The following is a 25,608-nucleotide window of genomic DNA, read 5'->3' as shown; positions in this document are numbered from 1 at the left end:
CGGTTTGATTCAGCTGGTTGTAAAAGGCGGTCCAGTCGGCAACCACCCGCGTGGCGTGGACCTGGCTCTCGAAGCGATGCCGGGCATACACTGCTCATTCAGCGTTTGAATAATTCGTTCCCCTGGTCGGCCAAGTCGTCAGGCACTTGCCAGACACCTTCGACCTCGCACTGCACGATGTCGGCGCGGCGCAGGGCATCGAGCCGGCGCACGTGCACGGCAACCACCTCACGCGGGCCGCGGTCGGGCGCGGCCTGACGTCGCGCGAGCTAGTTGATGATCGGTGCGGTAGACGCCATCGACAGTCGGCATGTTCTGGTCGGCGGTTGCCGACCCGGTGCAGTTGCATGTGCTACACGCGTGGTGTCGCAGTGGCGTGCATGACGAGGAGTGATGCGTCCGGGTGGTCCAGGCCGACCTGCGCCATTTCTCTCGGGAAAGGCCGGGCCGGAGGAATACCAAGCGTGGCTGACCTGCCGCTGATCCTGACCAGCTTCGACGGAAGAAGCGTTTCGGCGTAGGACCAGCAATGAACGACGTTTCGGTCATCGACCATTTCCTCAACATCTTTTCCATCTACATCGACTCCGGCTTCGGTCTGCTGCGAGGCGAAGTCGCATATCTGAAGGACATTGCCGCCGAAAGCGGCTTGGCGCATCGCGCCGTTGTGGACGGCCAGCGCGTGGCCAGCATCTACCGACGCAGCGTCGTGCTCGTCAGCGGCCGTTAAGCGATGTTCGGCGACGGCATGGGTTTCTCGCTGGTGTCGTGGAAGACGGTGATCGGGCAGCAGCTAGGACAGCAGCTCGCTGTGACGATCCGTGGGAGCGCGGCACCGTAGGAGTGGGGACGACATCGGGAGCCGCTTATCTGCTAATTGGGTACTGGGATCAGGGTGATGATTAGCGGGCCGCTCAAACCTCAATATCGCTAGAACAGCGCGTGTTTGCCCAGATCAGCGGCACCGGGCACAATCCGATTACGGATCCACTTTTGCGTTGAATCACGATGCGTGCGCTCGTGCGTGGTGACGCGACGATCAGAGGCAAACTGGTCACAGCGATGCAGCATGCTCTGCGATAAATCCTCTGAACCAAAGCTGTGCGGGATGAGAGTCACTGCGCCGATGCCAAATCAGGTCGAATGCGATTTCAGGCAATGCGACTGGAGGCGGAAATAGCACCAACCTGCGGCCGACCGGCGAGTGAAGGGCGACTCGCTTCATGACGGTAGCCGTCATGCTCGTTTGGGCCACGATGGCCGGCACCGCAAACATCTGCGGCAACGTCAGCGCGAGCTTGCGCTTCTTGCCCTGTTGCGCAAGCGCCTGATCCACGATCCCGTACAACTCGCCTTCGGGAGACACGAGGACGTGCGGCAACTCCAGGTAGTTCTTCATGCTCATCCCGCGCCTGGCCGCCGGATGGTCATTGGCGACGATCGTGACGAATTCGTCTCGAAGAACAGGCTGCATCAGTATTCGGCCATCAGCATGTGTGGGCGGCACGCCGATGGCCGCATCAATGGCACCCGCATCCAACAGATCGACCGCGTGGTCTCTGTCGTTGAAAGCATGCACATTCAATGACACGCCTGGCGCCTTTTCGCCAAGGGCCTGCAGCAGTGAAGGCAGCAGCACGAAGGCTGGATAGTCAGAAAGTCCCAGTTTGAAAGTCAGCGAAGCCTTCTCGGGCAGGAACTTGGGCTTCTTCACGAGCGTGGACTCGATCTGTCCCAACGCTTGGGCGATAGGCCCGGACAAGTCGCGTGCACGCGCTGTAGGTAGCAGGCCATCGGCGCTGCGTAAGAACAGCGGGTCGCCGAAGAGCTTGCGCAACCTGGAAAGCGCTGCACTCATCGCCGGCTGACTTACGCCGACCTGGGTCGCAGCGCGAGTCACGTTCCGCTCGTTCATCAGGGCGTCGAAAGCCACCAGCAGGTTCAGATCGATGCCATGAAAATCCATATGACGAATAAATACATATATAGGCTATTTGTTGGACGGATTTTACTGCCATCCCCAGAATTCCACCACCGACAACAACTGGAAGCGAAAAGCAATGAGTACCTCCAACACCGAAGTCTCCGAACGACTTCGTACTGAACGCCAGGCCGTGGAAACCTTCTATAAGGCGTTCAGCGACAAGAACCCCGATCTGGTCGATGACGTCCTCGCTCCATCGTGGGACGACATCCCGCTGGCCCCCGGGCAGGGTGCCGGCCCGGACGGCGTCAAGCCCATCATCCAAGGGGTCGCGCAGGCATTCTCGGACGTTCGCATCACCGTCCACGACATGATCCAGGAGCCCGGCAGGATCGGCGTTCGCGCCGAGATCAGCGGCACGCATCAGGGCGAAATCTTCGGCATCGCGCCCACCGGAAAGAAGGTGAGCTTCCGTCTCCACGAGTTCCACACGCTCGATGGAAAGCGCATCACCACGACCTGGCACATGGAGGACTGGTTCGGCCTTTTCCTCCAGCTTGGCCAGTTTCCAAAGCAAGCCTGATCAACTCAATTCAATGAGGCATCCCATGAAAGCAGCACTTCTCAAAGCCTTCGGTGGCGCCGATCTCATCACGGTCGGCGAAATCGGTTCACGTGACCTGGGGCCGAACGACGCCCTTGTGTGCGTCGAAGTCGCGGGCGCGAACCCGCTGGATTTGAAGATCATCGCCGGATACATGCAGCAAGTGTTTCCGGTCGACTTTCCGTACGTTCCGGGCACCGATTTCAGCGGTGTGGTCGATGCAGTCGGCGCGAAGGTGACGAACATCAGGCCCGGAGATCGCGTGTTCGGCCGCACTGCGCCGAGTGCGGGTGGCGCGTTCGGCAGGACCGTGGTGATCGAGGCATCGGACCTCTGCGTCCTTCCGGCAGAGATGAGCTTCGAACAGGCGGCGGCCTTGCCGACCGCATTCGGCACGGCAAGGCAGGGTCTCTTTGACGTCGGTCAGCTTCAGCGCGGGCAGCGGGTTCTGATCCATGCTGCAGCGGGAGGCGTCGGCAGCATGGCCGTCCAGCAGGCCCACCATGCGGGCGCCCATGTCATCGCCACGGCGTCGGCCAGGAACGTCGAATTGGCGAAGAGCCTCGGGGCGGATGAAGTCATCGACTACCGCACGGAGGACTTCACCCAGGTGCGCGACATCGACCTCGTGCTCGACACGATCGGCGGCGAGACGCTTGAGAAGTCTTGGTCGGTGCTCCGTGCCGGCGGACGTATCGCGAGCCTCGTGGAGTTCGGCATCAAGCCCAGGGGCGAACAGGCGGGTGAGTTCGTGTTCTTCGCAAGCGCAACACCCTATCTGCCGGAAGCCGTCCGACAGTTCCAAGCCGGGCACCTCCAGATCATCACCGACTCGATCTTCCCGCTAGATGAAGCACGTTCGGCGCTGGAGAAACTGGCCACCGGACACGCACGCGGCAAGGTTCTCGTGCGCCTGAGCAAGTGATTCCCGGAGTTCGTCATGAAACAGAACAAGCAAGTGGTGCTGGTAACAGGAGCGGGATCTGGCATCGGCCGGGCGGTCGCCTTGTCGCTGGCGCGTGCCGGGCACCAAGTCTACGCCAGCATGCGCGAGATTCAGCAGACGAATCGCGAACGAACCGATGCGTTGCTGGAAGTCGCGCGAAAGGAAAATCTTTCCTTGGACGTCGTCGAACTTGATGTGCTGTCCGAGGTCGCCTGTCAAGCTGCGGTCAATCAGATTCTCGCCAAGCAGGGCCGCCTCGATGTCGTGGTAAACAACGCCGGCATGCTGATGACCGGCATCACCGAGGCGTTCTCTGTTGAACAAGCTGCACGCATCATCGACACCAATGCACTCTCCTGGCTGCGCGTCAATCGCGCAGTTCTGCCGGCAATGCGTCGTCAGGGATATGGCCTCCTGATGTATGTAGGCAGCACGACCGCTCGCCTGCACGAACCGTTCCTTGGCCCTTATATCGCCAGCAAGGCCGCAGGCGACGCAATAGCCGAGATCATGGGCATGGAGGTGCGACCCTTTGGCATCGAAAGCGTGATCCTGGTCCCGGGTGCCTTCACCTCTGGAACCGAGCACTTCGCACACTCCAACGCTCCTGAGTACCTCGCGATCGAGCAGCAGTATGGTGATTTGCCTGATCGGATCGCGAGCTTGGGTGATCGGCTCAATGCGATTGATGCGGCCAACGGTGACGCGTTGGATGTTTCGGCAGTCGGCCAAGCCGCTGTCGATGTGCTGGCCATGCCACGCGGCCAACGTCCCTTCCGCGTAGTCATTGACGGCCAGCGCAAGGGCACCGAAGCGATCGACGCGGTGTACCACGAAAAGCAGGTCGCCTTCCTGCGCCAGATGGGTCTGGAAGACCTCGCCCCACCGGCGCCTCGCCAGATGCCGTAACTCCATCAGCCGCTGTCGCCTCCATTCCTATGAATCCGATCACATTCATCTATTTCTCGCAGTCTGGCTCCACGCTGCAGATCGTGGAAGCAGCGGCCAAAGGCGTGGTGGAAGCCAGTGGCGTCGAGGCGCAGTTGCTTCGTATCGAGGGTCGAGACATTCAGGCGGGCCGCTGGGCCAACGATGGGATTCTTGACGCGATCACGCTGTCCCCGGCCGTGGTTTTCGCAACCCCAACGTTCATGGGTGGTCCGGCGGCGCAGTTCAAAGCCTTCGCGGACGCAACGGCGCCGATTTGGTTCCAGCAGAAGTGGCGGAACAAGTTCGCCGCCGGCATGACCATCAGCAACAGCCCTAGCGGCGACAAGCTGCTGACGCTCATGTACCTCAACGTCCTTGCCGCGCAGCACGGCATGATCTGGATCGGCTACGACGGACTGCCGCGGCAACCCGACGGCACCAATCGGTTGGGCTCGAACCTCGGAGTGATGGGGCAGAACATCAGCCCCTCGCCTCAGCCTGGCCAGCTAGACCCTCAGGACTTTGGCACAGCCATCCGCTTCGGTCGTCATATCGCGGACATCGTGCTGGACCGAAGCGGCATAACCCGACAAGCAACTCGTCTCACTGCGGCTGATGGGACCGAAAGATCCGGCTCGCTGCCGCCGCCGGCGACCGCCTGACACCATTCCAACTGCTACCAAGAGCTATGACATGAGTACCAAACCCAGTAAAGCAGCCATCGTGACGGGCGCATCCCGCGGTATTGGCAAGGACATTGCGCTGCGGCTCGCAGCCGATGGTTTTGCCGTCGCCATCGGTTACGTCAACAACAAGCCGCAGGCCGATGCCGTAGTGGCAGAGATTCAGGCGAAAGGCGGCACTGCCATTGCAGTCCAGGGCAACGTCGCTGATGCCGACGATGTGACAAGGTTGTTCTCATCGGTCCAGCAAGCGTTCGGCCGACTGGATGCGGTGGTCAGCAATGCTGGCATCATGGATCTCGCACCGATCAAGACGGACAACGTGGCTGTGCTGGACAGGCTGATGATGGCGAACGTGCGGGGCACATTCCTCGTTTTGGCCAAGGCCGCTGAAGTGCTTGGCGACGGGGGGCGCATCGTGGCCCTGTCCACCAGCGTCATCGCCAAGGCCACGCCGGGCTATGGGCCGTACATTGCGTCCAAGTCCGCCGTTGAAGGTCTGGTGCACGTGCTTGCCAATGAACTGCGTGGTCGCAACATCACGGTGAATGCGATTGCTCCGGGACCTGTCGCCACGGAGTTGTTCTTCAACGGCAAGACCGAGGATCAGATCGCGATGCTGGCCAAGATGTCTCCTATGGAGCGTCTGGGCCAGCCGGTGGACATCGCCAACGCAGTCTCTTTCCTGGTTGGGACGGACGGCGCGTGGGTGAACTCCCAAGTTGTTCGGGTCAACGGCGGATTCGCCTGAGCCCTGACCCGGCCGATCGCGATGCACCGAGACATCTGGCCATCAACCCCTGCGGGTTTCGAGCATCCGCTGAAGCAGCTCCTGAAGGAGCTGCCGATCTGACGCACTGAGCTGCTCGATGAGCGGCGCCAGTGCCTGTTGCGCCTGAGTCTGCAGCCGCTTGACGAGTTTGGAACCATCGTTGGTCAGGAAGACGTCTGTCGCGGCCGGTGCTGTGCTGACGACGCTGCTGGGCGTCAGCACCGAGCTGGCCGCGCCGGAGAACCGCCAGGATGGCAACCGCATCTTCGTCGCCGGGCGCGTCAGCGCCCAGGACAGCATCAATCAGGTCGGCCAGGAGATCACCCGGCGCAACATGAACATCCAGCCGACGCTGACCGAGCGGCCAGGCCTGCCGGTGCGGATCATCGTCAACCGGGATCTGGTGCTGCGGCCCTACCAGCCTCTGTTCTTCAATCGGGGAGCTTCGCAATGAGCGCGACCAAGAAACTGCGGCTCGGGCCGCTGCCCAAGACCGAGAACGTCAAGCTGACCTTTGCCTGCCCGGCCAGCCTGAAAGCCGACCTCGACCGCTACGCCTCGCTGCACGCGCAGGCATATGGCGAGACAGTCGATGCCGCCACGCTGATCCCGCACATGCTGGAGGCGTTCATGGCGAGGGATCGGGGGTTCAGGAAAGGCACGGCAACCCGGAGCGCGCCATCGAAGCCGGCATGATGGCGTCGCAATCCAACGGCAGCCATCGAACGCGCAGCCCCAGGCTGCGCGTCCTTCATTTTGGCTGGATGCCGCCAAGCTTCTTGGGCTACGATGAAACGACAAACCCGCCGTTCCTCGGCAATCCAGCACGACACAGTGCGATGCGGCTTTTTCCCCCGACGCTCCTATGTGGCTCCTAGCCCACGAGGCAACACTTCTGCGAAGTGGCCTGAAAAAGAGCTAACCTACTTTCCCATATACGGTTTCAAGCCCTGCGTGATTTGCACGAAGGACTTGACGCTAGAACTTTTTTGATGGCTGTTCATCCCTCGCTGCACGAGCCTGTAGCCCGGCCCCGCCATGGTCTGGAAATCATACCGCCCAGGAGGCACTCCACTTATTTCTTACGGTAATATAAAACAGCATAAAAATTACTTCACCCATATGTGGGTGGCCGCGTAAAATTGCTTGAACCCTCCAAATCTACGGCAGCAGATCGGTTGTTCGACTTCCGATCTGCTGCTTTTTTGTTCATTTCCATGATAGAGATACATGCAGTTTCCCAGCGTTTCGACGGCCCTTCCGGCCCGGTCGATGCGATACGCAATGTCAGTATTTCAATACGAAAGGGAGAAGTCTTCGGCATCATCGGACGCAGCGGCGCCGGCAAGAGCACACTGGTCCGCACGCTGAACCTGCTGAACCGCCCGACCAGCGGCCGCATCGTTCTGGACGGCCAGGACATGACCTCGCTGAACGCGGCCAGCTTGCGCGAAGCGCGCCGCCATATCGGCATGATCTTCCAGCATTTCAACCTGCTCTCGTCCAGGACCGTCTACGGCAACATCGCCCTGCCCCTGGAACTGGCGGGCGTCGGCAAAGCGGAGATAGACCGCAAAGTCCGGCAACTGCTGGAGCTGGTCGACCTGACGGCGCTGGCCGACCGCTATCCGGCGCAGATCAGCGGCGGGCAAAAGCAGCGCGTGGGCATCGCCCGCGCCCTGGCCAACAATCCCAAGGTCCTGCTTTCCGACGAGGCCACCTCCGCGCTGGACCCGGAAACCACCAAGTCCATCCTGGAACTCCTGAGGAAGATCAACCGGGAACTGGGCCTGACCATCGTCCTGATCACGCACCAGATGGAGGTGATCAAGCTGATCTGCGACCGCATGGCGGTCATGGAGGCCGGTGAAGTCATCGAGCACGGAGCCGTGATCGACGTGTTCCGGGCGCCGCGGCATCCGGTGACGCGAGCCATGATAGGCGACGTGATTTCACAGGAGTTGCCCAAGGGCGTGCTCCAGCGGGTGCGCGCACGACTTGCGCAGACGCGCGAGGGCGAAGGCCGGGACCACCTTCTGCGCCTGGCATTCACCGGCACGGGCGTGGAAGAGCCGCTGCTGTCCGAGGTGGTGCGCCGCTTCGGGCTGGACTTCAACATACTGCACGGCCAGATCGATGAAATCCAGGAGCAGGCCTTCGGCTCGCTGGCCATACTGGCCAGGGGCGATGAAGAAAAAATGGAACAGGCGAAAGCCTATATGCGCTCGCGCGGGGTAACGGTAGAGGAAATGAATCATGTCATCGCAGCTGATTGACCTGTTTATCAAGTCGTTCGTCGAAACGCTGGTGATGGTGGGCATCTCCGGCCTCGTGGGCTCGCTGGTGGGCGTGCCCATGGGCATCCTGCTGCACCTGACCGACCGCAAGGGAGTGCTTCCGGTGCTCAGCCTGAACCGCGGCCTGGGCATCGTGGTCAATGCCGTGCGTTCCACGCCCTTCATCATCCTGCTGGTGGCCATCATTCCGTTCACGCGGCTCATCGTCGGCACATCCATAGGCACGGCGGCCGCCATCGTTCCGCTGACGATCGCGGCCGCCCCCTTCGTGGCGCGGCTGGTCGAAACCGCCCTGCGCGAAGTCGATCGCGGGCTGGTCGAGGCGGCGCAGGCCATGGGCGCGACCACCTGGCAGATCGTCTACAAGGTCCTGGTGCCGGAAGCCTTCCCGGGCATCGTGGCCGGCCTGACCATCACCCTGGTCAGCCTGGTCGGCTATTCGGCCATGGCCGGAGCGGTGGGCGGCGGCGGCCTGGGCGACCTGGGAATCCGCTACGGCTACCAGCGCTTCCTGCCCGAAGTCATGGCGCTGGTCGTCCTGATCCTGATTGTTTTTGTTCAACTGATGCAAACCCTGGGCGATGCCCTGGTGCGTCGTTTAAGTCACCGCTAGCCGCGAGCCGGCCTGCACATACCCGTGGGTATTTTTTCAAAGGAAGAAGAATGAAGCGTCGTCAACTATTGCAACTCGTCGCCGGCCTGGGCCTGGCGGCCGGCCTGGCCGGGTCGCCCGCCCTAGCACAGGACAAGACCTACAAGATCGGCGTCACCGCCGGCCCGCACGCCCAGATCCTGGAGTTCGTCAAGGACATCGCCGCCAAGGACGGGCTGAAGATCGAGGTCGTGGAATTCAGCGATTACGTGCAGCCCAACGCGGCCCTGGCCGCCGACGACCTGGACGGCAACAGCTACCAGCACCTGCCCTACCTGGATGCGCAGATCAAGGACCGCGGCTACAAGCTGGCCAGCGTCGGCTACACCATTACCTTTCCCATGGGCATCTATTCCAAGAAGGTCAAGAGCCTGGACGAGCTGAAGGACGGCGCCCGCGTCGGCATACCGAACGATCCGACCAATGGCGGCCGCGCCCTGCTGGTGCTGCAATCGCAAGGCATCCTGAAGCTCAAGGCCGATGCGGGCCTGAAGGCGACTCCGCTGGACATCGTCGAGAACCCGAAGAAACTGAACATCGTGGAACTGGATGCCGCCCAACTGCCCCGCTCGCTGTCCGACCTGGACGCCGCGGCGGTCAATGGCAACTATGCCGCCTCGGCCGGCCTGAACCCGGTGACCGACGCCATCGCCATCGAAGACGCCAAAGGCCCTTATGCCAACATCATCGCCGTCCGCAGCGAAGACAAGGACCAGGCCTGGGTGGCCAAGCTGGTGAAAGCCTACCACTCGCCCGAAACCAAGAAGTTCGTGACCGATACCTTCAAGAATTCGGTGATCGCTTCCTGGTAGGCAAGGCGCAGAGCCGGCCCCGTCCGGAGCAAGGCGCGCGCCCGGTCCCTGCGATCAGGGCACGGCCGGTCGGGGCAGGCCCAGATGGCCGCGCAAGGTGCTTGATTCGTAATTCCTGCGAAACAGGCCGCGCCGCTGCAGGACGGGGACGACGTGGTCCACGAAGTCGTCGATGCCGCCGGGCAATGAGGGCGGCATCAGGTTGAACCCGTCGGCGCCTTCGTTCATGAGCCAGCGCTCCATCTCGTCGGCGATGCGCTCGGGCGTGCCCACCATGGTGCAATGCCCCCCACCGGCGGCCAGCCGCCCCAATAGCTGGCGCACCGTCGGCTGCTCCGTTTCGATGATGCGCAGTATCGTGGCATAACGCCCCTTGGGGCCTGAAAACTGCTCCAGCGGCGGCAAGGCCGGCACGGGCGCGTCCAGCTCCCAGGCCGTGCAATCCCGGCCCACATACATGCCCAATTGCCTGAGCGCGTCGGCGCTGGGCAGCAGCTCGTCCAGCTCCCGCTGCTTGGCTCGGGCTTCCTGATCGGTCGATCCCACATAGGCCACCAGGCCCGGCATGATGGGCACGGGATCGCCGCGGCCCGCCTCGCGCACGCGCCGCTTGATGTCCCGATAATATTCCTGAGCCGCGGGCAGGTCGTAGGCCACGGCATAGATGGCCTCGGCGCGCCGCGCTGCAAGATCCCTGCCCTGGTCCGACGCGCCCGCCTGGAACAGGACGGGATGACCCTGCGGCGGACGCGGCACGGTCAGCGGCCCGTCCACGCGGAAATGCTCGCCCTTGTGATGGATGGAATGTATCGCCGCCGGGTCGGCGTAGGCGCCCTTGCGGTCATGCAGCAGCGCGTCCTCGCCCCAGGAGTCCCACAGCCCCAGCACCGTCCGTATGAATTCCTCGGCCCTGGCGTAGCGCCAGTCATGACCCGGCATGGCGTCGTAGCCATGGTTGCGCGCCTCGGCATCGAACATCGACGTCACGACGTTCCAGCCGATTCGTCCCTTCGAGATGTGGTCCAGCGACGCGACCAGCCGCGCCGCATGGAAGGGCGTATAGAAGGTGCTGGAAACCGTGCTGATCAGGCCTATCCTTTCGGTGGCCCGGCTCATGGCCGCCAGGGTGGTCAGGGGCTCCAGAAACCAGCGGGGACCGTCGGCGACATTGTCCGCCGATTGCCCGTCCGCAAAGAAAACGGCGTCCAGCTTGCCGCGCTCCGCCGTCCGGGCCAGCTCTTCGAAGTAAGCGATGTCGCCCAGCCGCTCGACACTGGAATCGGGATGCCTCCACGCGGCCCGATGATGACCGCAGGCGAAGATGAACAGATTGAGGTGCAGCGTGCGCTTTCCGGAGTCGTCCCGGCGTGCTTGTCCTGTGCTCATTGCGGCGCCGTCCTAGTTCTTGACCAGGCCGCCGTCGACCACCAGGTTCTGGCCCGTCACGGACCGGGACCAGGGCGAAGCGAAGAACAGGGCGGCGTCGGCGAATTCGGCCGGCGTCGTTACCCGCCGCAGCGGCGTGCTGGACGCGATCAGGTCGAAGACAGCCTCCGGCGTGGCGGACGAGGCGTCGGTGGTGCGCAGCAAGCCGCCCGAGATCATATTGACGGTAATGCCCAGAGGCCCCAGGTCCTGCGACAGCGTGCGCGTCAGGGAGAGCAAGGCGGCCTTGGCCGCCGTATAGTCATGATAGGGAACCACCGGATTCTGGAACAGGTTGGTGCCGACGTTGATGACGCGGCCGAACCCCGCCTCGCGCATGCCCGGCAAGGCGGCCTGCGTGGTATTCAGGGCGCCGCGGACGATGCCCTGGAATTGCCGGCTCATGTCCTCCCAGGCAAGCGTATCGGCATGCGGCCGGGCATCGCCATTGAACGAGAACGCCGGCAAGGCGTTGTTCACGACGGTAGTGACGGGATGGCCAAAACGTGTGCGGGCGGCAGCCATCATCGCCCCGACCGCCACCGGGTCGGAAACGTCGGCTTGCACGGCCATCGCGCGATCGGAAGTCTGCGCGGCCAGCGCGTTGGCCGCCTCGGCGCTGTTCAGGTAATTGATGACGACCCGCGCCCCTTCGCGCAGGAAGGATTGCACAAGATGGCGGCCCAGGCCCCGGCCGCCGCCGGTGACCAGGACGATTTGATTGGCTATGGGAAGCGCTGCGCGGGGATTGCTCATGGCATACCTTTCTTCAAAGCGGCAAAGGCATGGTCGCGCGGCGTGGCGCCGCTGGCACGGGGCTGACATCCCTTCGCCAGTATTAACTGGGGCAGGTTCGACGGGTTTTATCTCAGCTTGAACCTATGCGGCCCAAGCACCCCGTGTCGTGGCTGCAACGTTAGCACAGAAACACCGCATCCGGACAGCGTCGGGTCTAGCCCCACCGGATCGCGAGCCCGCCGCCATGCATGCTCGGCCATTGACAAACATGCGCGGCCACCCTAAGCTTTGCGCCTGTTCCTAGGGGAGTCCGATAACGGGCTGAGATTCCGCGTATGGTCGCGGTAACCCTTTGAACCTGATCCGGGTAATGCCGGCGAAGGGAAGGAAATCAATTCATGTCTTGCCGTCCTTCCCTTTTTTCGATCATCACGCGCGGCCTTGCAATGCAATGCGCCAGGCGATTTTGTTTCGTCCGGCCACGCCGGGCTCATGGGGATGGAAATGCTGACAAGTACCTCGACGATATTGTGGCTGCTGCTTTTCTCGGCCGTCTTTGCCATTCTTGGCGTGTTGTACTCCCGGCGCGATCGCGGCAGCCTTGAAGATTATGTGATCGCACGCAACAGCCAGAGCTCCATCGCCACCATGATGACGCTGCTGGCCAGCACACTGGGCGCCTGGATCCTGTTCTCGCCCGCGCAAGCGGCCACCTGGGGCGGGCTCGCCGCCGTCGTCGGCTACGCCATAGGCGCGCTTTCCCCGCGCTTCCTGATGATCCCGCTGGGCCGGCGCATGCGCGAACTCATTCCGCAAGGCCACACCCTCACAGAATTCGTCGTCCTGCGCTATGGCAGGCCCATGTATGGCCTGACACTGCTCATCATGCTGTTCTACATGTTCATCGCCCTGACGGCGGAAATCACGGCCATCGGCAAGCTGGTCGGCCTGCTGGCGCCCGTACCGCTGTGGGTGACCGCCGCCATCGTCATGGGCTCCACCCTGCTCTATACCTCGTACGGCGGCCTGCGGGCCTCCATCTTCACCGACAAGGTTCAGATGGCCGTCATCGTCCCGCTGCTGCTGGTGCTGGTGGTCCTGGGCTGGCAGGCGAGCGGCGGCATCGGGCCGGTCATGGCGGGGCTCCAGGAAAAAGCCCCGCAACTGCTCAATCTGACCGACCCCGTGGGGGTCAAGGCTGGATTGACGTTTTTCGTCGCCATCCTGTTGACGGGCCTGTTCCACCAGGGCAACTGGCAACGCGTCTATTCGGCGCGCGACACGCGCAGCATGCGCCGGGGCTTCCTGACCGGCGGGCTGCTGGCCGCGCCGGTGATTTTCGTGATGGGCCTGTTCGGCCTGGCCTTCGTCGGACTGGGACACCAGGGCGACGGCTCCGTTGCCCTGTTCAGCGTCGTCATGCCCACAATCCCGCTCTGGTTCGCCATCGCCCTGATTCCCCTGGGCCTGGCCCTGGTCATGAGCACCGCCGACACGGTCATCAGCGCGGTATCGAGCATCATCGCGGTGGACGTGCGCCGCCTGGCGCCCGGCGTGCCGAAAAGCACGCTGATGGGGTTGTCGCGCTGGCTGATCTTCCTGCTGGCCATTCCAGTGGTCGTCGCGGCGGCGCAAGGCTACAGCGTGCTTTACCTGTTCCTGCTGGCCGATCTGTTCTGCTCGGCGGCCGCCTTCCCGGTATTTTTCGGCCTGTTCAACCGCCGCCACCAGGGTCGGGGAGCCATGGTCAGTACCGTCTGCGGCCTGCTGGCGGGGATATCGCTGTTTCCCGCCCCCGGCGCCAAGCCGGAATATCTGCTGGAATCCTTTCTGCTGGCCGCACTGGTTCCGGCCATCGTCTCCCTCGCCATGCTCAAGCTCAGGCCCGGCCCATCCCTCTTCGATTTCAGCCGCCTGGGCAAGGCCATACGCAGCCTGGATGATTGATGCGTGGTAAAACGTGTCGAGCGGCCGGACGCGGCCCGCCCTATAAAGGAGCCAATGCGTGGATCAGATAAAAGCCTTTTGTTTCGACGTCTTCGGCACGGTCGTGGACTGGCGTTCCGGCGTTGCGCGGGACGCGGCGATATTCTTTGAACGCAATGGCCTGACCGGGCTGGATCCGCTGGAATTCGCCGACGCCTGGCGCAGCCGCTACCAGCCCGCCATGCAGGCCTGCCGCGCGGGCGACCGCCCCTACGTCCGTCTGGACGTGCTCCATCGCGAGAACCTGGAATATGTCCTGGCGCAGATGCGCGTCGACATCAAGGCCATCCAGGAGTCCGATCTGGCCTGGCTCAATATGGCCTGGCACAGGCTGGATCCGTGGCCTGACGTCGTCGCCGGCCTGACGCGGCTGAAGGCCAAGTACATTATTGCGCCGGCATCCAATGGCAATATCGCGCTGATGGTCGGCATCGCCAAGCGCGCCGGCATCCCCTGGGACGCCATACTGGGCGCCGAAGTAACGCAAGCCTACAAGCCGGCTCCGCAAGCGTATCTCCGCCTGGCGGAAGTCCTTGGGCTCGAACCGGCCCAGGTATGCATGGCCGCCGCGCACAACAACGATCTGGCCGGCGCGCACGAATGCGGCCTGGCCACGGCGTTCATTCCCCGGCCCACCGAGCATGGCCCCGGGCAGACCATGGACCTGGCGCCCGCAGGCGATTGGAACATCGTCGCCAGCGACTTCAATGACTTGGCTTCGCGGGCTGGATGCTGACGGCCGGAGGCGACTGAAAATACCGGCAATGCATCGATGCCTTGATGCTGGGCCGGGGAGCGTAGTACGTGGGCAAACGCCGCTTTGGACGGGTCACACCACCGACGGCCAGGCGCCAAGCAGGACGTCATGCCAATGACGCCTGCGTGCACTCAGGGACCGAACCAGACGATCACAGTGCCCTTGACGTATATGGGCGTGGGCAAAGGCCCCTTGCCCATTGCCTTGTGCACCAGGTAGATGGGCCTGGTCGGGTCCAGCCCATTGAATGCGGACGTCGTCACGCTGCTTCCCGTCACGGGAACACAGCGCTGGGTACCGTTCCAGCACAATGAAGTATGAACGATGGCGTCCCCGTGATAAGACCGGCCCGCATAGACCCGTGTGATTCCAGGCCTTGCCGCGCGGTCCTTCCCCCGCGGCAACCCGCCTGCTTGCCGGCTTCCCCGCTTGGCGGACCCGCCCGGCGCCTCATAGACAACGACAACATCGCTATCGGCATGATTGATGGCGGAACTGACCTCGTCCCGCGTCCAGGAAAAATCCCCCGCCCAGGCGGCGGGCGCGCAGCCAAGCGCCACCATTGTCGTCAATGCCGGCAACAGGAAAGAGCGGCGCGGATCAAGAGCCGGTCGGATCATAGGAAACGCATCCAGGAAAAATCAAATGCCATGGACAAAAAGCATACCTGATCCACCGACGAAGTGCGCCGGCAAATAAAATGGCCGACGCGAGTAAAGAATGCATGCCTGAAGCTGGGACCAGCCCTTGTCAACTTTAACGTTTAACGTTAAGCGATATAATTCTCCAAGATGATCAAAAGTTTTCGATGCGCTGACACTCAAGCCCTTTTTGAAGGCCGGCATGTGGCCCGGTTAGCAAATATCAAAAGTATCGCGGAACGAAAGCTGCAAATGCTCGATAGCGCAAACACGCTTATTTTTCTGCGTTCGCCGCCAGGCAATCGACTGGAAGCGCTCAAAGGCAATCGGATCGGACAACACAGCATCCGAATCAACGACCAATGGCGCATTTGCTTCGTTTGGACCATGGAAGGACCTGATGGCGTCGAGATCGTCGATTACCACTGAAATGGAGTTGATTATGTCCAAGAATGGCATGCGTCCGGTTCACCCGGGCGAAATTCTACGAGAGGAATATCTAGCGCCGCTCGGCATGAGCGTCAACGCCTTGTCCGCCATGCTGCACGTCCCCGCTACTCGCATGAATGAAATAGTTCGGGAGCGCCGAGGCATCACGCCCGATACCGCGCTGCGGCTAGCCGCACTTTTCGGCGGAGATGCAAGTTCGTGGCTGAACCTTCAGCAAACCTACGACCTGAAGAACACGGAAGCGAAAGTCGCCAAGCTGATCGCAAAACAGATCCAGCCGCTGGAACATGCCTGATCTGCATCGGCATAAAAAAGGCCCGCAAGCCGTGAAGCCTGCGGGCCAAACAACCTGACCTGGCGGTCAGGCAGCACTGGACTTATCGTCGGCGGAACAAGCCATTGAGCAGCGCAAGCACCGCCAGCACGATAAAAATAAAGAAAAGTATTTGCGCGATCGACGCGGCACCGGCGGCAATGCCGCCGAAACCCAGAACAGCTGCAATGATTGCGATCACAAAAAATACGACGGCGTAATAAAGCATGGTGACTTCCCCTTTTTGCTGTTTTTGATGTTGATCTTCGGATGCCCTATAACGCCGCGTCAGCGGTTTTTATCGAAGAATTCCTTGACTTCGCGTTCCGCTTCTTCACGCGTGCGTCCGTATTTTTCTTGCACCAAGCCCGCCAGTTGCTCGGCATTTCCGTTCACTTTCGCCAAATCATCGTCGGTCAGGTCGCCCCAGGCCGCCTTGGCCTTGCCCGACAACTGTTTCCATTGGCCTTCCAGAGTATCTTTATTCATCGAGTTCTCCTTGTATGGTCGCCTCTACCCTAGCCCCTTCTTCAAAAGCCGGTCAACAGCGAACAACGGCGAAATGTAACCGGGCGTTGGCCCGCCCGGGGCACCCTGCGGGCGGCCGCAACATCCGCTTAACAATAAGGCAGGGCTGTAACAGGACCGGGGAGCGCGCGAAGCTGATAAACTGTATATAAATCCAGTATCCATATCATCATCGCGCCCGTCCATGCCCCCTGATTCACCGCCGGAAAACCCCTGGTATTACCTGGACAACTTCGAAACCGTCCTGCGTTGGGTCTCCTTGCGCTACAACGACCTGATGCTGGCCGACGAGCAAGGTTTCATGCGCGATTTCCTGGCGCTTCCGCAGGCATCGCGCGGCTTGCTGGTGCGCATGACCATGCGCAAAGGCTGTCTGTTCCGGGCCGGCAAGCTGCGCTACCGCGAAATCGGCAATACCGAACAGGCCGCGCAGGCGCTTGTGCGCAATGGCTGGATAGAGGAGGCGCCGCGGCTTGCGCTGGATGAACTGTTCGGCTTGTTCACCAAAGCCCAACTCGAGGTTTTGTTCGGCAACGCGCTTGCCGACCTGGGCGCCCGCCGCGCCGGCAAGCCTGAACAGCTGGAATGCCTGCGTCCCCATTACCCGGACGCGCTCACGCTCGAACAATGGGAGGCCGTCGCCTCCGCGACGGGCGACCCAGACGGCGAGCCGCTCGGCGAGCGGATTTACAAGATAAACATACGGCCCTTGTGCGATCGCCTGCGGCTGATGTTCTTCGGCAATCTAAGGCAAGACTGGACCGAATTCGTGCTGTCCGACCTCGGCCTGTTCGTCTACGAACGGGTCGACTTCCCCGACTCGGCGCGTGCCTTCCAGAGCCGCCAGGAGATCGACGACTACCTGCACCTGCATCAATGCAGGGAGCGCCTGGAAGCCCTTGCCGGCGCGGACGATCCCGCCGACATCTTTCATGCCGTTCCGGCGGCACCTTATGCCAACCATTGGCTGGAAGGCCGGCGCGGAAAACTGCTGTACCGTATCGGCCGCCACCAAGAAGGCCGGCGCGACTGGGCCGGCGCGCTGGCCTGCTACACGCGCAGCAGCCACGCCGAGGCGCGCAGCCGACGCATCAGGGTGCTGGAACTGAGCGGCCAGGCCGATGCGGCGCTCACCCTGGCCGCAGCGGCGCTGCAGGCGCCCGGTACAGAAGCCGAACAACAGGCGCTGTTGCGCATGCTGCCGCGCCTGCGCCGGCAATGCGGCCAGGCCGCTGCGCCCGTGCGCAAGAAAAACAATATCCGCCGCATCGACCTTGCACTGCCCGCGCCCTGGCCGGCCATACGGGTGGAAGAGGAAGTCCGCCACCACCTGGCCGCCAGCAACGCCCCCGTCTACTATGTGGAAAACACACTGATCAATTCCCTGTTCGGGCTGCTGTGCTGGGATGCCGTTTTCGCCGCCGTGCCAGGCGCCTTCTTCCATCCCTTCCAGCAAGGTCCGGCCGACCTGATGCTGGACGGATTTCACGAACGCCGCCGCGCGCATTTCGACACCTGCCTGGAGCAGCTGGATACCGGGCGATACCGCGAGACCATACGCCGCAACTTCGCGGACAAGGCCGGCATCCAATCGCCTTTTGTGGCCTGGAACGTGCTCTGCGCCTCCTTGCTGGACCTGGCGATGGACTGCATGCCGGCCATGCATTTGAAAGCGGCTTTCCATCGCCTGCTGGCCGATGTGCGCGCCAACCGCTCGGGGCTGCCCGACCTGATCCAGTTCTGGCCCGACGAACGGCGCTATCGCATGATAGAAGTCAAAGGCCCCGGCGACCGTTTGCAGGACAACCAGTTGCGATGGCTGGACTACTGCGGCGCTCACGGCCTGCCGGTCGATGTCTGCTACGTACGCCGGGACGCGGCATGAGCTACGCCGTCGCCGTGCGAGAGCTCTGCGAGTTCACCGCCAAGCGCGGCGACCTGGACTTGCGCTTCACGCCATCGCCGACCGGCCTGGAAGGCATCGAAGGCCACGCGGCGGTGAGGGCGCGGCGGGCTTCATCCTATCTGGCCGAAATCACCTTGAGCCGCGAATACCGCAATCTGCTGGTGCGCGGCCGGGCCGACGGCTACGATCCCGTCCTCAATCAGCTCGAGGAAATCAAGACGCATCGCGGCCCGCTGGACGCCATGCCCGACAATCATCGCGCACTGCATTGGGCGCAGGCGAAGATCTACGCGCATCTGCAATGCCGGGCGCTGGCCTTGCCCGCGATCCGCGTTGCGCTGGTGTATTTCGATATTACGAAGCGCAGCGAAACACTGTTTGTCGAAACCTGCGAGGCCACGGCGCTGGAAACGCATTTCCGGCAGTTATGCGACAGCTTCGCGGACTGGGCCGAACAAGAGCTGCTGCACCGTAACCATCGAGACCAGGCCCTGGAGGCGCTGGCTTTTCCTTACGCCGATTTCCGGCCTGGCCAGCGGCAGCTGGCCGTCACGATATACAAGGCCGCGCTGCAGGAGCGCAGCCTGCTGGCCCAGGCGCCCACCGGCATCGGCAAGACGGTGGGCGCGCTCTTTCCCATGCTCAAGGCCTGTCCCCGCAACAAACTGGACAAGGTGTTCTTCCTGACGGCCAAGACATCGGGCCGGCAACTGGCCCTCGATGCACTGGACGCCTTGGCCGGTTCAGGCCCGGCAGCGGTCCGGCCCTTCCTGCGCGTGCTGGAACTGACCGCCAAAGAAAAAGCCTGCGAGCATCCCGATAAAGCCTGCCATGGCGCCTCATGTCCGCTGGCCAGGGCCTTCTACGACAAGCTGCCCGCCGCGCGCCGGGATGCCCTAGACACCGCCCGGATGGACAAGGTGCGGCTCAGGGAAACAGCCTTGCGCCACCAGATCTGCCCTTACTGGCTGGGCATGGACCTGGCGCAATGGAGCGACGTCATCGTGGGCGACTACAACTACTACTTCGACACCTCCGCCCTGCTGCACGGCCTGACCGTGGCCCGCGAATGGCGGGTCGGCGTACTGGCCGATGAAGCCCACAACCTGCTTGAAAGGGCCCGCGCCATGTACAGCGCCGAGCTCTCGCAAGCCCGGCTGCGCGACGTTCAGCGCGCCTCGCCTTCCGCCCTGAAGAAGGCCCTGGGCAGCCTGCTCAGGCAGTGGAGCGAAACCTTCCGCGATCAGGAAGCCGCCTACCAGGCCTACACCGGCCTGCCGCCGAAATTCCTGGCGGCGCTCTTGCGGACTAGCGGCGCGCTGACGGAGCATTTTGCCGATCACCCTGAAGACGCCGACGGCGCGCTGCAAGGATTGCATTTCGACATCCTGCATTTTCTCCGGATGGCGGAATCGTTTGGCAGCCACTCCGTCTTCGACATCACGCTGGCGGGCAGCCCCAAGGCCAAGGCAAGAGATGGCGCCGCTGAAGGCCTTGGGGGGCAAGATGCCCTGTTCTGCATACGCAACCTGATCCCGGCGCCTTTCCTGGAACAGCGCTATGCCGCCAGCCGCGCCACGGCGCTGTTCTCGGCCACCCTGAGTCCCTGGGCCTTCTACCGGGATACGCTGGGGCTGCCCGAAGACACCGCATGGGTGGACGTGGAATCCCCGTTCCGGCCGGACCAGCTTGAGGTCCGCGTCGCCGCCGGCATATCCACGCGCTACGCGCAGCGGGCGCGATCCCTGGCCCCCATCGCCCGCCTCATGCAAACCCAGTACCGGAAGCGGCCCGGCAATTACCTGAGCTACTTCAGCAGCTTCGATTACATGCAGCAGGCGGCCGACGCATTCGTCCGGCTTTGCCCGGACATTCCGGTATGGCGGCAATCGCGCGGAATGGACGAGCGCGGCAGGGAGCATTTCCTGGAGCGCTTCGCCCCGGATGGCCGGGGCATCGGCTTCGCCGTTCTGGGCGGCGCGTTCTCCGAAGGCATCGACCTTCCCGGAAGCCGGCTGATCGGCGCCTTCATCTCGACGCTGGGGCTGCCTCAGGTCAACTCCGTGAACGAGCAGATAAAACAATGCATGGACGGCGCCTTCGGCGCGCGGCGCGGCTACGACTATGCCTATCTGTACCCCGGCATCCAGAAAGTCATACAGGCCGCCGGACGGGTGATACGCAGCCACGAGGATCGGGGCGTTGTGCATCTCATCGACGACCGCTACGGACAACCCCGGATAAGGGCGCTGCTCCCCGCCTGGTGGCGGGTAGAATACGGCAACGACAACGGAAGCCCCAGCGGCGAACATCGATGAAACCGGCAATGATACCGTGGGCGCTTTCAGGCGGCGCGGCCGTGGCAGTGGGCTTTGCGCGGTTCGGCTATGCGCTGATCCTGCCGGCCATGAAAACCGACCTGGAGCTGAACTACGCCCAGGCCGGCTGGCTGAATACCGCCAATGCACTGGGGTATCTGCTGGGCGCGCTGCTGACCATCTATTTCGTCGCACGCATCGGCAACCGCAGGCTGTTCGTCGCCGGCCTGGCGCTGACCACGCTGGCCCTGCTGGCCAACGGCCTGACGCACGACTTCCAGCTGTTGACCCTGTATCGCTTCCTGGCGGGCTTCGGCGCGGCGGGCGCCTTCATCTGCGGAGGCGTGCTGTCCGGCGTGCTGGGCACCCGTGCCATCGTCATCTTCTTCAGCGGCGGGGGCATAGGCATGCTGGCCACCGGCGCCCTGCTGCCCTGGCTGTTCGATTACGCCGGCCCGGCCGCCTGGCCCTGGGCATGGATAGGATCGGGCGGAGTGTGCATCCCCCTGTCGCTGGCCGCCGTGGCGGCCATGCGGACCATTGCCGAACCTTCCGCCAGCGGCGCCACGGCCGCCTGGCCCTGGCGTCCCTGCGTGCCCGAATTCACCGCCTACTTCCTGTTCGGCCTGGGCTACATCGCCTACATGACCTTCATCGTGGCCTGGCTGCGCCAAAGCCACATACAAGCACTGTCGATCGCCGCCGCCACCTCGATCATGTGGAGCCTGCTGGGCATCATGACGCTGCTGGCGCCGCTGATCTGGGCGCGGGTCTTCAATGGCCGGCGCGACGGCCTGCCCATGGCCGCGTCCATGATCGTGCTGGCCGCCGGCGCGGCGCTGCCCTTGATTGTGCCCAGCATCGCGGGCGCATGGCTATCCGCCGCGCTGGTGGGCTCCAGCGTCTTCATGGTGCCGTCGGCGGCCACCGGCTTCGTCAAGACCAATCTGCCCAAGGCCGCCTGGGGAAGCTCGCTGGCGGTGGCGACCAGCCTCTTCGCCATCGGGCAGGCCGTCGGTCCGGTGGCGGCCGGATGGATCAGCGATCTTTCCGGTTCGCTCTCGACCGGCCTGGCTGTTTCCGCCGCCATGCTGATACTGGGCGCAGCGATCGCGCTTACCCAGAAACCCCTGCGAAGCCAATGAACTCAACCTTATTGGCAATGTGGTTCTGAGCCGGATCGGCGCGACGGCTACCTATAATCAAAACACGACCTCCACTCTTTACAAGGACTTGATCGTGTCAATTGATTCCCCCATTCCTGTGTTTTCCGAAGGCGTGCATCCCTTCGACGCGCGCGGCGTCGCCAAGCGCTTCCGCCATGCCGCCATCTTCGGCGCGCTGTCCGCGCTCCACCCTGGCGAAACCATGCGCTTTTGCAATGACCACGATCCGCTGCCATTGCTACAGCAGCTTCAAGGCCACTTCGGCGATCAGATCAAGATCGATTACGTATCGCGCCAGCCGGGCGAAATCGTGATCGATTTCCAGATACTCGGATAGTGTCCCGTCGACGCCATCGGAGACCGCTCGCACCGATAAGCGAGCCTTGAAGCCGCAAGCATCGATCATGCATTTTTTGGGCGCCATGCCGGCTGTCGCCGGCATGGCGCCTTCCATTTAACCTGCATCAAGCTATTCCAAAATAATCCGCCCCAATGCTTGACCACCACCATATATAGTAAATATCCTTCGTTTCACCACAATATATAGCGAAACGGAGCCAGCATGACGCATATCGACGTCGAGTCCTCGATCAATGAATACCTGGAGCGGGTCGACTGGCGCGTAAACGCCAATGCCAACCAGGGCTACTCGCTGGGCGGCCTGATCTTGAACGTATCGGGCAAGGTCATTGCCAACTACTGGCTGGACCACGTCTACCCGCCCGCCGTAGGCCAGGCCCACCGCGATGCCGACCTGCACATCCACGACCTGGACATGCTGTCGGGCTATTGCGCCGGATGGTCGCTGCGCACCCTGCTGAACGAAGGCCTGAACGGCATACCGGGCAAGGTGGAATCCAGCCCGCCCAGGCATATGTCCAGCGCGGTCGGCCAGATCGTGAATTTTCTGGGTACGCTGCAAAACGAATGGGCCGGCGCCCAGGCCTTCAGCTCCTTCGACACCTATATGGCGCCCTTCGTGCGCAAGGACGCCTTGAGCTATGCCGACGTCAAGCAATACGTACAGGAACTCATCTACAACCTGAACGTGCCGTCGCGCTGGGGGACGCAGACGCCCTTCACCAATTTGACCTTCGACTGGATCTGCCCCGAGGACCTGCGCGAACAGACGCCGCTGATCGGCGGCCAGGAAATGCCGTTCACCTATGGCGAGCTGCAAGCGGAAATGGACATGATCAATCGCGCCTACATCGAAATCATGATGGCCGGCGACGCCAAGGGCCGCGTGTTCACGTTTCCGATTCCCACCTACAACATCACCGCCGATTTCGACTGGCACAGCCCGAACGCGGAGCTGCTGTTCGAGATGACGGCCAAGTACGGGCTGCCTTATTTCCAGAACTTCATCAACTCCGAGCTCAAGCCCAACATGATCCGGTCCATGTGCTGCCGCCTGCAATTGGATCTGCGCGAGCTGCTCAAGCGCGGCAACGGCCTGTTCGGATCAGCCGAGCAAACCGGCTCGCTGGGCGTGGTCACGATCAACTGCGCACGGCTGGGCTATCTGCATGCCGGCGACGAGGCGGCGCTGCTGCGCCGGCTGGACGAACTACTGGAACTGGGCAAGGACAGCCTGGAGATCAAGCGGCAGGTCATCCAGCGCCTGATGGACGACGGCCTGTTTCCCTATACCCGGCGCTACCTGGGCACGCTGCGCAATCATTTCTCGACGCTGGGTGTGAACGGCATCAATGAAATGATCCGCAACTTCACTCACGACGGCCACGACATCACGACGCCCTGGGGCCATGCCTTCGCCCTGCGCCTGCTGGATCACGTGCGCGCACGCATGCTGGAATTCCAGGAAGAGACCGGTCACATGTACAACCTGGAAGCGACGCCCGCCGAAGGCACCACCTATCGCTTCGCCAAGGAAGACCGCAAGCGCTGCCCCGGCATACTGCAAGCGGGCACGGCGGACATGCCCTACTACACCAACTCGTCGCAACTGCCGGTGGGCTGCACCGACGATCCTTTCGAGGCGCTGGAGCGCCAGGACGAACTGCAACGCAAATACACCGGCGGCACGGTGCTGCATCTGTACATGACCGAGCCGCTGTCCAGCGCCGCCGCCTGCCGCGCCCTGGTGCAGCGCGCTCTGGGACGCTTCAAGCTGCCCTACATCACCGTAACGCCGACCTTTTCCATTTGCCCGGTTCACGGCTACCTGGGCGGCAGCCATGAATTCTGCCCCAAATGCGACGAAGAAATCCTGGCGCGAAAGCTGCGCCAGGCCGCTTGAGGCTATCGGCATCGAGAAGCCATTATCCATTTTCAACACCACTCCAGGAGAAACCAGCATGACATCCTTTGCACAACACACCATGGCATCGACCGCCACCCCGGCCCTTTCCGACGACGAACGCCAGCCCTGCGAAATCTGGACGCGCGTCATGGGCTATCACCGCCCCATGTCGTCGTTCAACATCGGCAAGAAGGGCGAGTTCCACGAGCGCAAGTATTTCAGCGAACGCGAGGCCCGGCTTGCGGCCTGAACCGCCGGACGTTGCCGTGCCTGAACAGGCGGAGCGCCGCCACAGCCTGAAGGTGGGCGGCGTGACGCCGTTCACCGCTACGGACTACCCCGGTCAATTGGCGGCGGTGGTGTTCGTGCAGGGCTGCCCCTGGCGCTGCGGCTACTGCCACAACCCGCATCTGCAGGAGCGCACGGCGCACAGCCCCTTGCCGTGGGAGGACGTGCTTGCCCTGCTGCGCCGCCGCGTGGGCCTGATCGATGCCGTGGTGTTCAGCGGCGGCGAGCCCACCATGGACCCCGGCCTGCCCGAGGCCATAGTCCAGGCGCGTGCGCTGGGCTACAAGATAGGCCTGCACAGCGGCGGCACCCATCCCCGGCGTCTGGCCGACATCTTGCCGCTGCTGGACTGGGTGGGGCTGGACATCAAGGCCGGCTTTGCCGACTATGCCCGCATCACGCAAGTGACCGGCAGCGGCGCGCCCGCCCTGGCCAGCTTGCACGCCGTACTGGCCAGCGGCGTGGAGTACGAATGCCGCAGCACGCTGCATCCGGCGCTGCTGCCTGAACACGAGGTAAAACAGATGGCGCGGGCATTGGCGGACATGGGCGTGCGCAACTACACCCTGCAGGTTTTCCGCAGCCAGGGCTGCGACAATCCGGCCTTGAACACGTCCGCGCAGCCGGGCTATCCCAGCGACCAATTGCTGGACGATGTGGCTTCGCTGTTTCCTGCTTTCATCCTGCGACGAAGCTAAGGCGCGCATCGCGCCGCAGTCGCGCTCCCGCCGGACAGTCGCCGCGGCCCATGCGGCTTTACGCTAGGCCAGGGCCTGCTTGTCGGAGTACAGGCCTCGCTCTTCGATGGTGCCCGCCACCTTGCGGATGAGCTGTTCCGCCTGCTGCGGATCGAAGTCCTCGTGATAGCGTTTTCTGACGCCTTCCCGGCCCAGCTGCACATGCTCATCGGGAACGATGCCGTGTCGCTCCAGGGATTTCCTGGCGCACTCCAGAGGGCAGCCATCGATCACGACCATGGGCCGCCCGGAATGCGCGGTTTTCAGCAGCGACGGCACATCGCCGCCAACACCGGCGATGCATGACATCTCGGCCAGGCCGCGTCGATCCAGCTGCACCGCCACATGGTTGGCCAGTTGCGCTGCGCTGGAGCATCCCGAACAGGAATAGACCAGCGGCAGCTTCCTTCTGTCATGAATCATTTTCTTCACCTCCGCATGCCCGGGCCTGTTGACAGCAAGAGCGGGG

General features: G+C 62.9%; 27 protein-coding genes, 3 pseudogenes and 2 riboswitches. Of the genes and pseudogenes, 22 read left to right on the top strand and 8 right to left on the bottom strand.

The genetic code is table 11. The features are described from left to right. Positions 1 to 119: 119 nt before the first annotated feature. A pseudogene (locus OEG81_RS07345) lies at positions 120 to 324 on the bottom strand (DUF3363 domain-containing protein); the annotation flags it as partial. A gap of 301 nt (positions 325 to 625) precedes the next feature. Here OEG81_RS07345 and OEG81_RS18150 point away from each other — a divergent pair. After that, positions 626 to 841, top strand: a pseudogene (locus OEG81_RS18150) (DUF3363 domain-containing protein); the annotation flags it as partial. 213 nt (positions 842 to 1,054) lie between these two features. On the opposite strand, the gene OEG81_RS07335 reads toward OEG81_RS18150, so the two are convergent. Then, positions 1,055 to 1,966 carry a LysR family transcriptional regulator gene (locus OEG81_RS07335; RefSeq protein WP_264132068.1) on the bottom strand — a complete coding sequence of 304 codons (912 nt, stop codon included), beginning with the start codon at positions 1,964 to 1,966 and terminating at the stop codon, positions 1,055 to 1,057. 94 nt (positions 1,967 to 2,060) lie between these two features. Here OEG81_RS07335 and OEG81_RS07330 point away from each other — a divergent pair, with 94 nt between their 5' ends. From OEG81_RS07330 to OEG81_RS07285, 10 genes and pseudogenes are all read left to right on the top strand, one after another. Beyond that, positions 2,061 to 2,507 carry an ester cyclase gene (locus OEG81_RS07330; protein ID WP_264132067.1) on the top strand — a complete coding sequence of 149 codons (447 nt, stop codon included), beginning with the start codon at positions 2,061 to 2,063 and terminating at the stop codon, positions 2,505 to 2,507. Between the two features lie 25 nt (positions 2,508 to 2,532). Next, on the top strand, positions 2,533 to 3,453 hold the full coding sequence (locus OEG81_RS07325) for an NADP-dependent oxidoreductase (RefSeq protein WP_264132066.1): 921 nt from the start codon (positions 2,533 to 2,535) through the stop codon (positions 3,451 to 3,453). A gap of 15 nt (positions 3,454 to 3,468) precedes the next feature. Continuing rightward, positions 3,469 to 4,383, top strand: a complete 915-nt coding sequence (locus OEG81_RS07320) for an SDR family oxidoreductase (protein ID WP_264132065.1) — start codon at positions 3,469 to 3,471, stop codon at positions 4,381 to 4,383. Positions 4,384 to 4,412: 29 nt separating this feature from the next. Beyond that, positions 4,413 to 5,066 carry a flavodoxin family protein gene (locus tag OEG81_RS07315; RefSeq protein ID WP_264132064.1) on the top strand — a complete coding sequence of 218 codons (654 nt, stop codon included), beginning with the start codon at positions 4,413 to 4,415 and terminating at the stop codon, positions 5,064 to 5,066. 31 nt (positions 5,067 to 5,097) lie between these two features. After that, positions 5,098 to 5,838, top strand: a complete 741-nt coding sequence (locus tag OEG81_RS07310) for an SDR family oxidoreductase (protein WP_264132063.1) — start codon at positions 5,098 to 5,100, stop codon at positions 5,836 to 5,838. A gap of 199 nt (positions 5,839 to 6,037) precedes the next feature. Beyond that, positions 6,038 to 6,313: pseudogene (locus tag OEG81_RS07305) on the top strand (TrbI/VirB10 family protein); the annotation flags it as partial. Beyond that, positions 6,310 to 6,555, top strand: coding sequence for a DUF2274 domain-containing protein (locus tag OEG81_RS07300; RefSeq protein ID WP_264132062.1), 246 nt, complete (start codon positions 6,310 to 6,312; stop codon positions 6,553 to 6,555). The pseudogene OEG81_RS07305 and the gene OEG81_RS07300, both read left to right, overlap by 4 nt. Before the next feature lie 521 nt (positions 6,556 to 7,076). Further along, entirely contained in the window at positions 7,077 to 8,135 is a 1,059-nt protein-coding gene (locus tag OEG81_RS07295) for a methionine ABC transporter ATP-binding protein (protein WP_264132061.1), read from the top strand. Beyond that, complete coding sequence (locus tag OEG81_RS07290; protein WP_264132060.1) at positions 8,116 to 8,769, top strand: methionine ABC transporter permease; 654 nt, start codon at positions 8,116 to 8,118, stop codon at positions 8,767 to 8,769. Before OEG81_RS07295 ends, OEG81_RS07290 begins: the two co-directional genes overlap by 20 nt. 50 nt (positions 8,770 to 8,819) lie before the next feature. Next, a complete protein-coding gene (locus OEG81_RS07285) occupies positions 8,820 to 9,620 on the top strand; it encodes a MetQ/NlpA family ABC transporter substrate-binding protein (RefSeq protein ID WP_264132059.1) in 801 nt (266 codons plus the stop codon). Positions 9,621 to 9,674: 54 nt separating this feature from the next. On the opposite strand, the gene OEG81_RS07280 is transcribed toward OEG81_RS07285, so the two are convergent. Next, on the bottom strand, positions 9,675 to 11,006 hold the full coding sequence (locus tag OEG81_RS07280; protein ID WP_264132058.1) for an LLM class flavin-dependent oxidoreductase: 1,332 nt from the start codon (positions 11,004 to 11,006) through the stop codon (positions 9,675 to 9,677). 12 nt (positions 11,007 to 11,018) lie between these two features. Then, on the bottom strand, positions 11,019 to 11,801 hold the full coding sequence (locus tag OEG81_RS07275; protein WP_264132056.1) for a 3-oxoacyl-ACP reductase: 783 nt from the start codon (positions 11,799 to 11,801) through the stop codon (positions 11,019 to 11,021). A gap of 51 nt (positions 11,802 to 11,852) precedes the next feature. After that, a riboswitch (TPP riboswitch) is annotated at positions 11,853 to 11,955 on the bottom strand. 120 nt (positions 11,956 to 12,075) lie between these two features. Further along, positions 12,076 to 12,185, top strand: a riboswitch (TPP riboswitch). Between the two features lie 102 nt (positions 12,186 to 12,287). Here OEG81_RS07275 and OEG81_RS07270 point away from each other — a divergent pair. After that, positions 12,288 to 13,730 (top strand): sodium:solute symporter family protein, encoded by a 1,443-nt coding sequence (locus OEG81_RS07270; RefSeq protein WP_264132055.1) that lies wholly within the window; start codon positions 12,288 to 12,290, stop codon positions 13,728 to 13,730. A 67-nt stretch (positions 13,731 to 13,797) separates the two neighbouring features. Next, the gene (locus tag OEG81_RS07265) at positions 13,798 to 14,505 is read left to right on the top strand and encodes a haloacid dehalogenase type II (RefSeq protein ID WP_264132518.1); all 708 of its coding nucleotides are present in this window, start codon (positions 13,798 to 13,800) and stop codon (positions 14,503 to 14,505) included. 152 nt (positions 14,506 to 14,657) lie between these two features. On the opposite strand, the gene OEG81_RS07260 is transcribed toward OEG81_RS07265, so the two are convergent. Further along, a complete protein-coding gene (locus OEG81_RS07260) occupies positions 14,658 to 15,146 on the bottom strand; it encodes a flagellar protein FlhE (RefSeq protein WP_264132054.1) in 489 nt (162 codons plus the stop codon). A 171-nt stretch (positions 15,147 to 15,317) separates the two neighbouring features. On the opposite strand from OEG81_RS07260, the gene OEG81_RS07255 reads away from it, so the two are divergent. After that, positions 15,318 to 15,596 (top strand): type II toxin-antitoxin system RelE/ParE family toxin, encoded by a 279-nt coding sequence (locus tag OEG81_RS07255; RefSeq protein WP_264132053.1) that lies wholly within the window; start codon positions 15,318 to 15,320, stop codon positions 15,594 to 15,596. A 13-nt stretch (positions 15,597 to 15,609) separates the two neighbouring features. Further along, the gene (locus tag OEG81_RS07250; protein ID WP_264132052.1) at positions 15,610 to 15,912 is read left to right on the top strand and encodes a HigA family addiction module antitoxin; all 303 of its coding nucleotides are present in this window, start codon (positions 15,610 to 15,612) and stop codon (positions 15,910 to 15,912) included. A gap of 82 nt (positions 15,913 to 15,994) precedes the next feature. On the opposite strand, the gene OEG81_RS07245 is transcribed toward OEG81_RS07250, so the two are convergent. Continuing rightward, positions 15,995 to 16,159: a DUF1328 domain-containing protein gene (locus tag OEG81_RS07245; RefSeq protein WP_264132051.1), complete on the bottom strand. Its 165-nt coding sequence runs from the start codon at positions 16,157 to 16,159 to the stop codon at positions 15,995 to 15,997. Positions 16,160 to 16,218: 59 nt separating this feature from the next. Then, positions 16,219 to 16,419, bottom strand: coding sequence for a CsbD family protein (locus OEG81_RS07240; protein ID WP_264132050.1), 201 nt, complete (start codon positions 16,417 to 16,419; stop codon positions 16,219 to 16,221). A 223-nt stretch (positions 16,420 to 16,642) separates the two neighbouring features. Here OEG81_RS07240 and OEG81_RS07235 point away from each other — a divergent pair, with 223 nt between their 5' ends. From OEG81_RS07235 to OEG81_RS07205, 7 genes are all read left to right on the top strand, one after another. Beyond that, entirely contained in the window at positions 16,643 to 18,343 is a 1,701-nt protein-coding gene (locus OEG81_RS07235; RefSeq protein ID WP_264132048.1) for a VRR-NUC domain-containing protein, read from the top strand. Next, the gene (locus tag OEG81_RS07230) at positions 18,340 to 20,682 is read left to right on the top strand and encodes an ATP-dependent DNA helicase (RefSeq protein ID WP_264132047.1); all 2,343 of its coding nucleotides are present in this window, start codon (positions 18,340 to 18,342) and stop codon (positions 20,680 to 20,682) included. The genes OEG81_RS07235 and OEG81_RS07230 overlap by 4 nt, the downstream gene beginning before the upstream one ends. Continuing rightward, positions 20,679 to 21,827: a YbfB/YjiJ family MFS transporter gene (locus OEG81_RS07225; RefSeq protein ID WP_264132045.1), complete on the top strand. Its 1,149-nt coding sequence runs from the start codon at positions 20,679 to 20,681 to the stop codon at positions 21,825 to 21,827. The genes OEG81_RS07230 and OEG81_RS07225 overlap by 4 nt, the downstream gene beginning before the upstream one ends. Before the next feature lie 94 nt (positions 21,828 to 21,921). Then, entirely contained in the window at positions 21,922 to 22,185 is a 264-nt protein-coding gene (locus tag OEG81_RS07220) for a DUF2249 domain-containing protein (RefSeq protein WP_264132044.1), read from the top strand. Positions 22,186 to 22,410: 225 nt separating this feature from the next. Then, complete coding sequence (locus OEG81_RS07215) at positions 22,411 to 24,111, top strand: ribonucleoside triphosphate reductase (protein ID WP_264132043.1); 1,701 nt, start codon at positions 22,411 to 22,413, stop codon at positions 24,109 to 24,111. A 58-nt stretch (positions 24,112 to 24,169) separates the two neighbouring features. After that, a complete protein-coding gene (nrdD, locus tag OEG81_RS07210) occupies positions 24,170 to 24,364 on the top strand; it encodes an anaerobic ribonucleoside-triphosphate reductase (RefSeq protein ID WP_264132042.1) in 195 nt (64 codons plus the stop codon). A gap of 16 nt (positions 24,365 to 24,380) precedes the next feature. Then, on the top strand, positions 24,381 to 25,100 hold the full coding sequence (locus tag OEG81_RS07205) for an anaerobic ribonucleoside-triphosphate reductase activating protein (protein WP_264132041.1): 720 nt from the start codon (positions 24,381 to 24,383) through the stop codon (positions 25,098 to 25,100). 63 nt (positions 25,101 to 25,163) lie between these two features. Here the strand turns inward: OEG81_RS07205 and OEG81_RS07200 are convergent, their stop codons facing one another. After that, positions 25,164 to 25,562 (bottom strand): putative zinc-binding protein, encoded by a 399-nt coding sequence (locus OEG81_RS07200; protein WP_264132040.1) that lies wholly within the window; start codon positions 25,560 to 25,562, stop codon positions 25,164 to 25,166. Between the last annotated feature and the right edge of the window lie 46 nt (positions 25,563 to 25,608).

The sequence above is a fragment of the Pollutimonas sp. M17 genome (genome assembly GCF_025836975.1).
Taxonomy (GTDB): domain Bacteria; phylum Pseudomonadota; class Gammaproteobacteria; order Burkholderiales; family Burkholderiaceae_B.
Note: the sequence above shows the minus strand (reverse complement) of the source record. Positions and strands in the feature narration are given on the sequence as shown.

Coding starts and splice junctions, on each gene's coding strand:
- OEG81_RS07260 (WP_264132054.1), bottom strand. CDS start 15,146: ATGATCCGACCGGCTCTTGATCCGCGCCGCTCTTTCCTGTTGCCGGCA.
- nrdD (WP_264132042.1), top strand. CDS start 24,170: ATGACATCCTTTGCACAACACACCATGGCATCGACCGCCACCCCGGCC.
- OEG81_RS07315 (WP_264132064.1), top strand. CDS start 4,413: ATGAATCCGATCACATTCATCTATTTCTCGCAGTCTGGCTCCACGCTG.
- OEG81_RS07335 (WP_264132068.1), bottom strand. CDS start 1,966: ATGGATTTTCATGGCATCGATCTGAACCTGCTGGTGGCTTTCGACGCC.
- OEG81_RS07320 (WP_264132065.1), top strand. CDS start 3,469: ATGAAACAGAACAAGCAAGTGGTGCTGGTAACAGGAGCGGGATCTGGC.
- OEG81_RS07255 (WP_264132053.1), top strand. CDS start 15,318: ATGATCAAAAGTTTTCGATGCGCTGACACTCAAGCCCTTTTTGAAGGC.
- OEG81_RS07245 (WP_264132051.1), bottom strand. CDS start 16,159: ATGCTTTATTACGCCGTCGTATTTTTTGTGATCGCAATCATTGCAGCT.
- OEG81_RS07225 (WP_264132045.1), top strand. CDS start 20,679: ATGAAACCGGCAATGATACCGTGGGCGCTTTCAGGCGGCGCGGCCGTG.
- OEG81_RS07285 (WP_264132059.1), top strand. CDS start 8,820: ATGAAGCGTCGTCAACTATTGCAACTCGTCGCCGGCCTGGGCCTGGCG.
- OEG81_RS07280 (WP_264132058.1), bottom strand. CDS start 11,006: ATGAGCACAGGACAAGCACGCCGGGACGACTCCGGAAAGCGCACGCTG.
- OEG81_RS07310 (WP_264132063.1), top strand. CDS start 5,098: ATGAGTACCAAACCCAGTAAAGCAGCCATCGTGACGGGCGCATCCCGC.
- OEG81_RS07230 (WP_264132047.1), top strand. CDS start 18,340: ATGAGCTACGCCGTCGCCGTGCGAGAGCTCTGCGAGTTCACCGCCAAG.
- OEG81_RS07295 (WP_264132061.1), top strand. CDS start 7,077: ATGATAGAGATACATGCAGTTTCCCAGCGTTTCGACGGCCCTTCCGGC.
- OEG81_RS07275 (WP_264132056.1), bottom strand. CDS start 11,801: ATGAGCAATCCCCGCGCAGCGCTTCCCATAGCCAATCAAATCGTCCTG.
- OEG81_RS07330 (WP_264132067.1), top strand. CDS start 2,061: ATGAGTACCTCCAACACCGAAGTCTCCGAACGACTTCGTACTGAACGC.
- OEG81_RS07325 (WP_264132066.1), top strand. CDS start 2,533: ATGAAAGCAGCACTTCTCAAAGCCTTCGGTGGCGCCGATCTCATCACG.
- OEG81_RS07270 (WP_264132055.1), top strand. CDS start 12,288: ATGCTGACAAGTACCTCGACGATATTGTGGCTGCTGCTTTTCTCGGCC.
- OEG81_RS07290 (WP_264132060.1), top strand. CDS start 8,116: ATGTCATCGCAGCTGATTGACCTGTTTATCAAGTCGTTCGTCGAAACG.
- OEG81_RS07300 (WP_264132062.1), top strand. CDS start 6,310: ATGAGCGCGACCAAGAAACTGCGGCTCGGGCCGCTGCCCAAGACCGAG.
- OEG81_RS07240 (WP_264132050.1), bottom strand. CDS start 16,419: ATGAATAAAGATACTCTGGAAGGCCAATGGAAACAGTTGTCGGGCAAG.
- OEG81_RS07200 (WP_264132040.1), bottom strand. CDS start 25,562: ATGATTCATGACAGAAGGAAGCTGCCGCTGGTCTATTCCTGTTCGGGA.
- OEG81_RS07235 (WP_264132048.1), top strand. CDS start 16,643: ATGCCCCCTGATTCACCGCCGGAAAACCCCTGGTATTACCTGGACAAC.
- OEG81_RS07250 (WP_264132052.1), top strand. CDS start 15,610: ATGTCCAAGAATGGCATGCGTCCGGTTCACCCGGGCGAAATTCTACGA.
- OEG81_RS07215 (WP_264132043.1), top strand. CDS start 22,411: ATGACGCATATCGACGTCGAGTCCTCGATCAATGAATACCTGGAGCGG.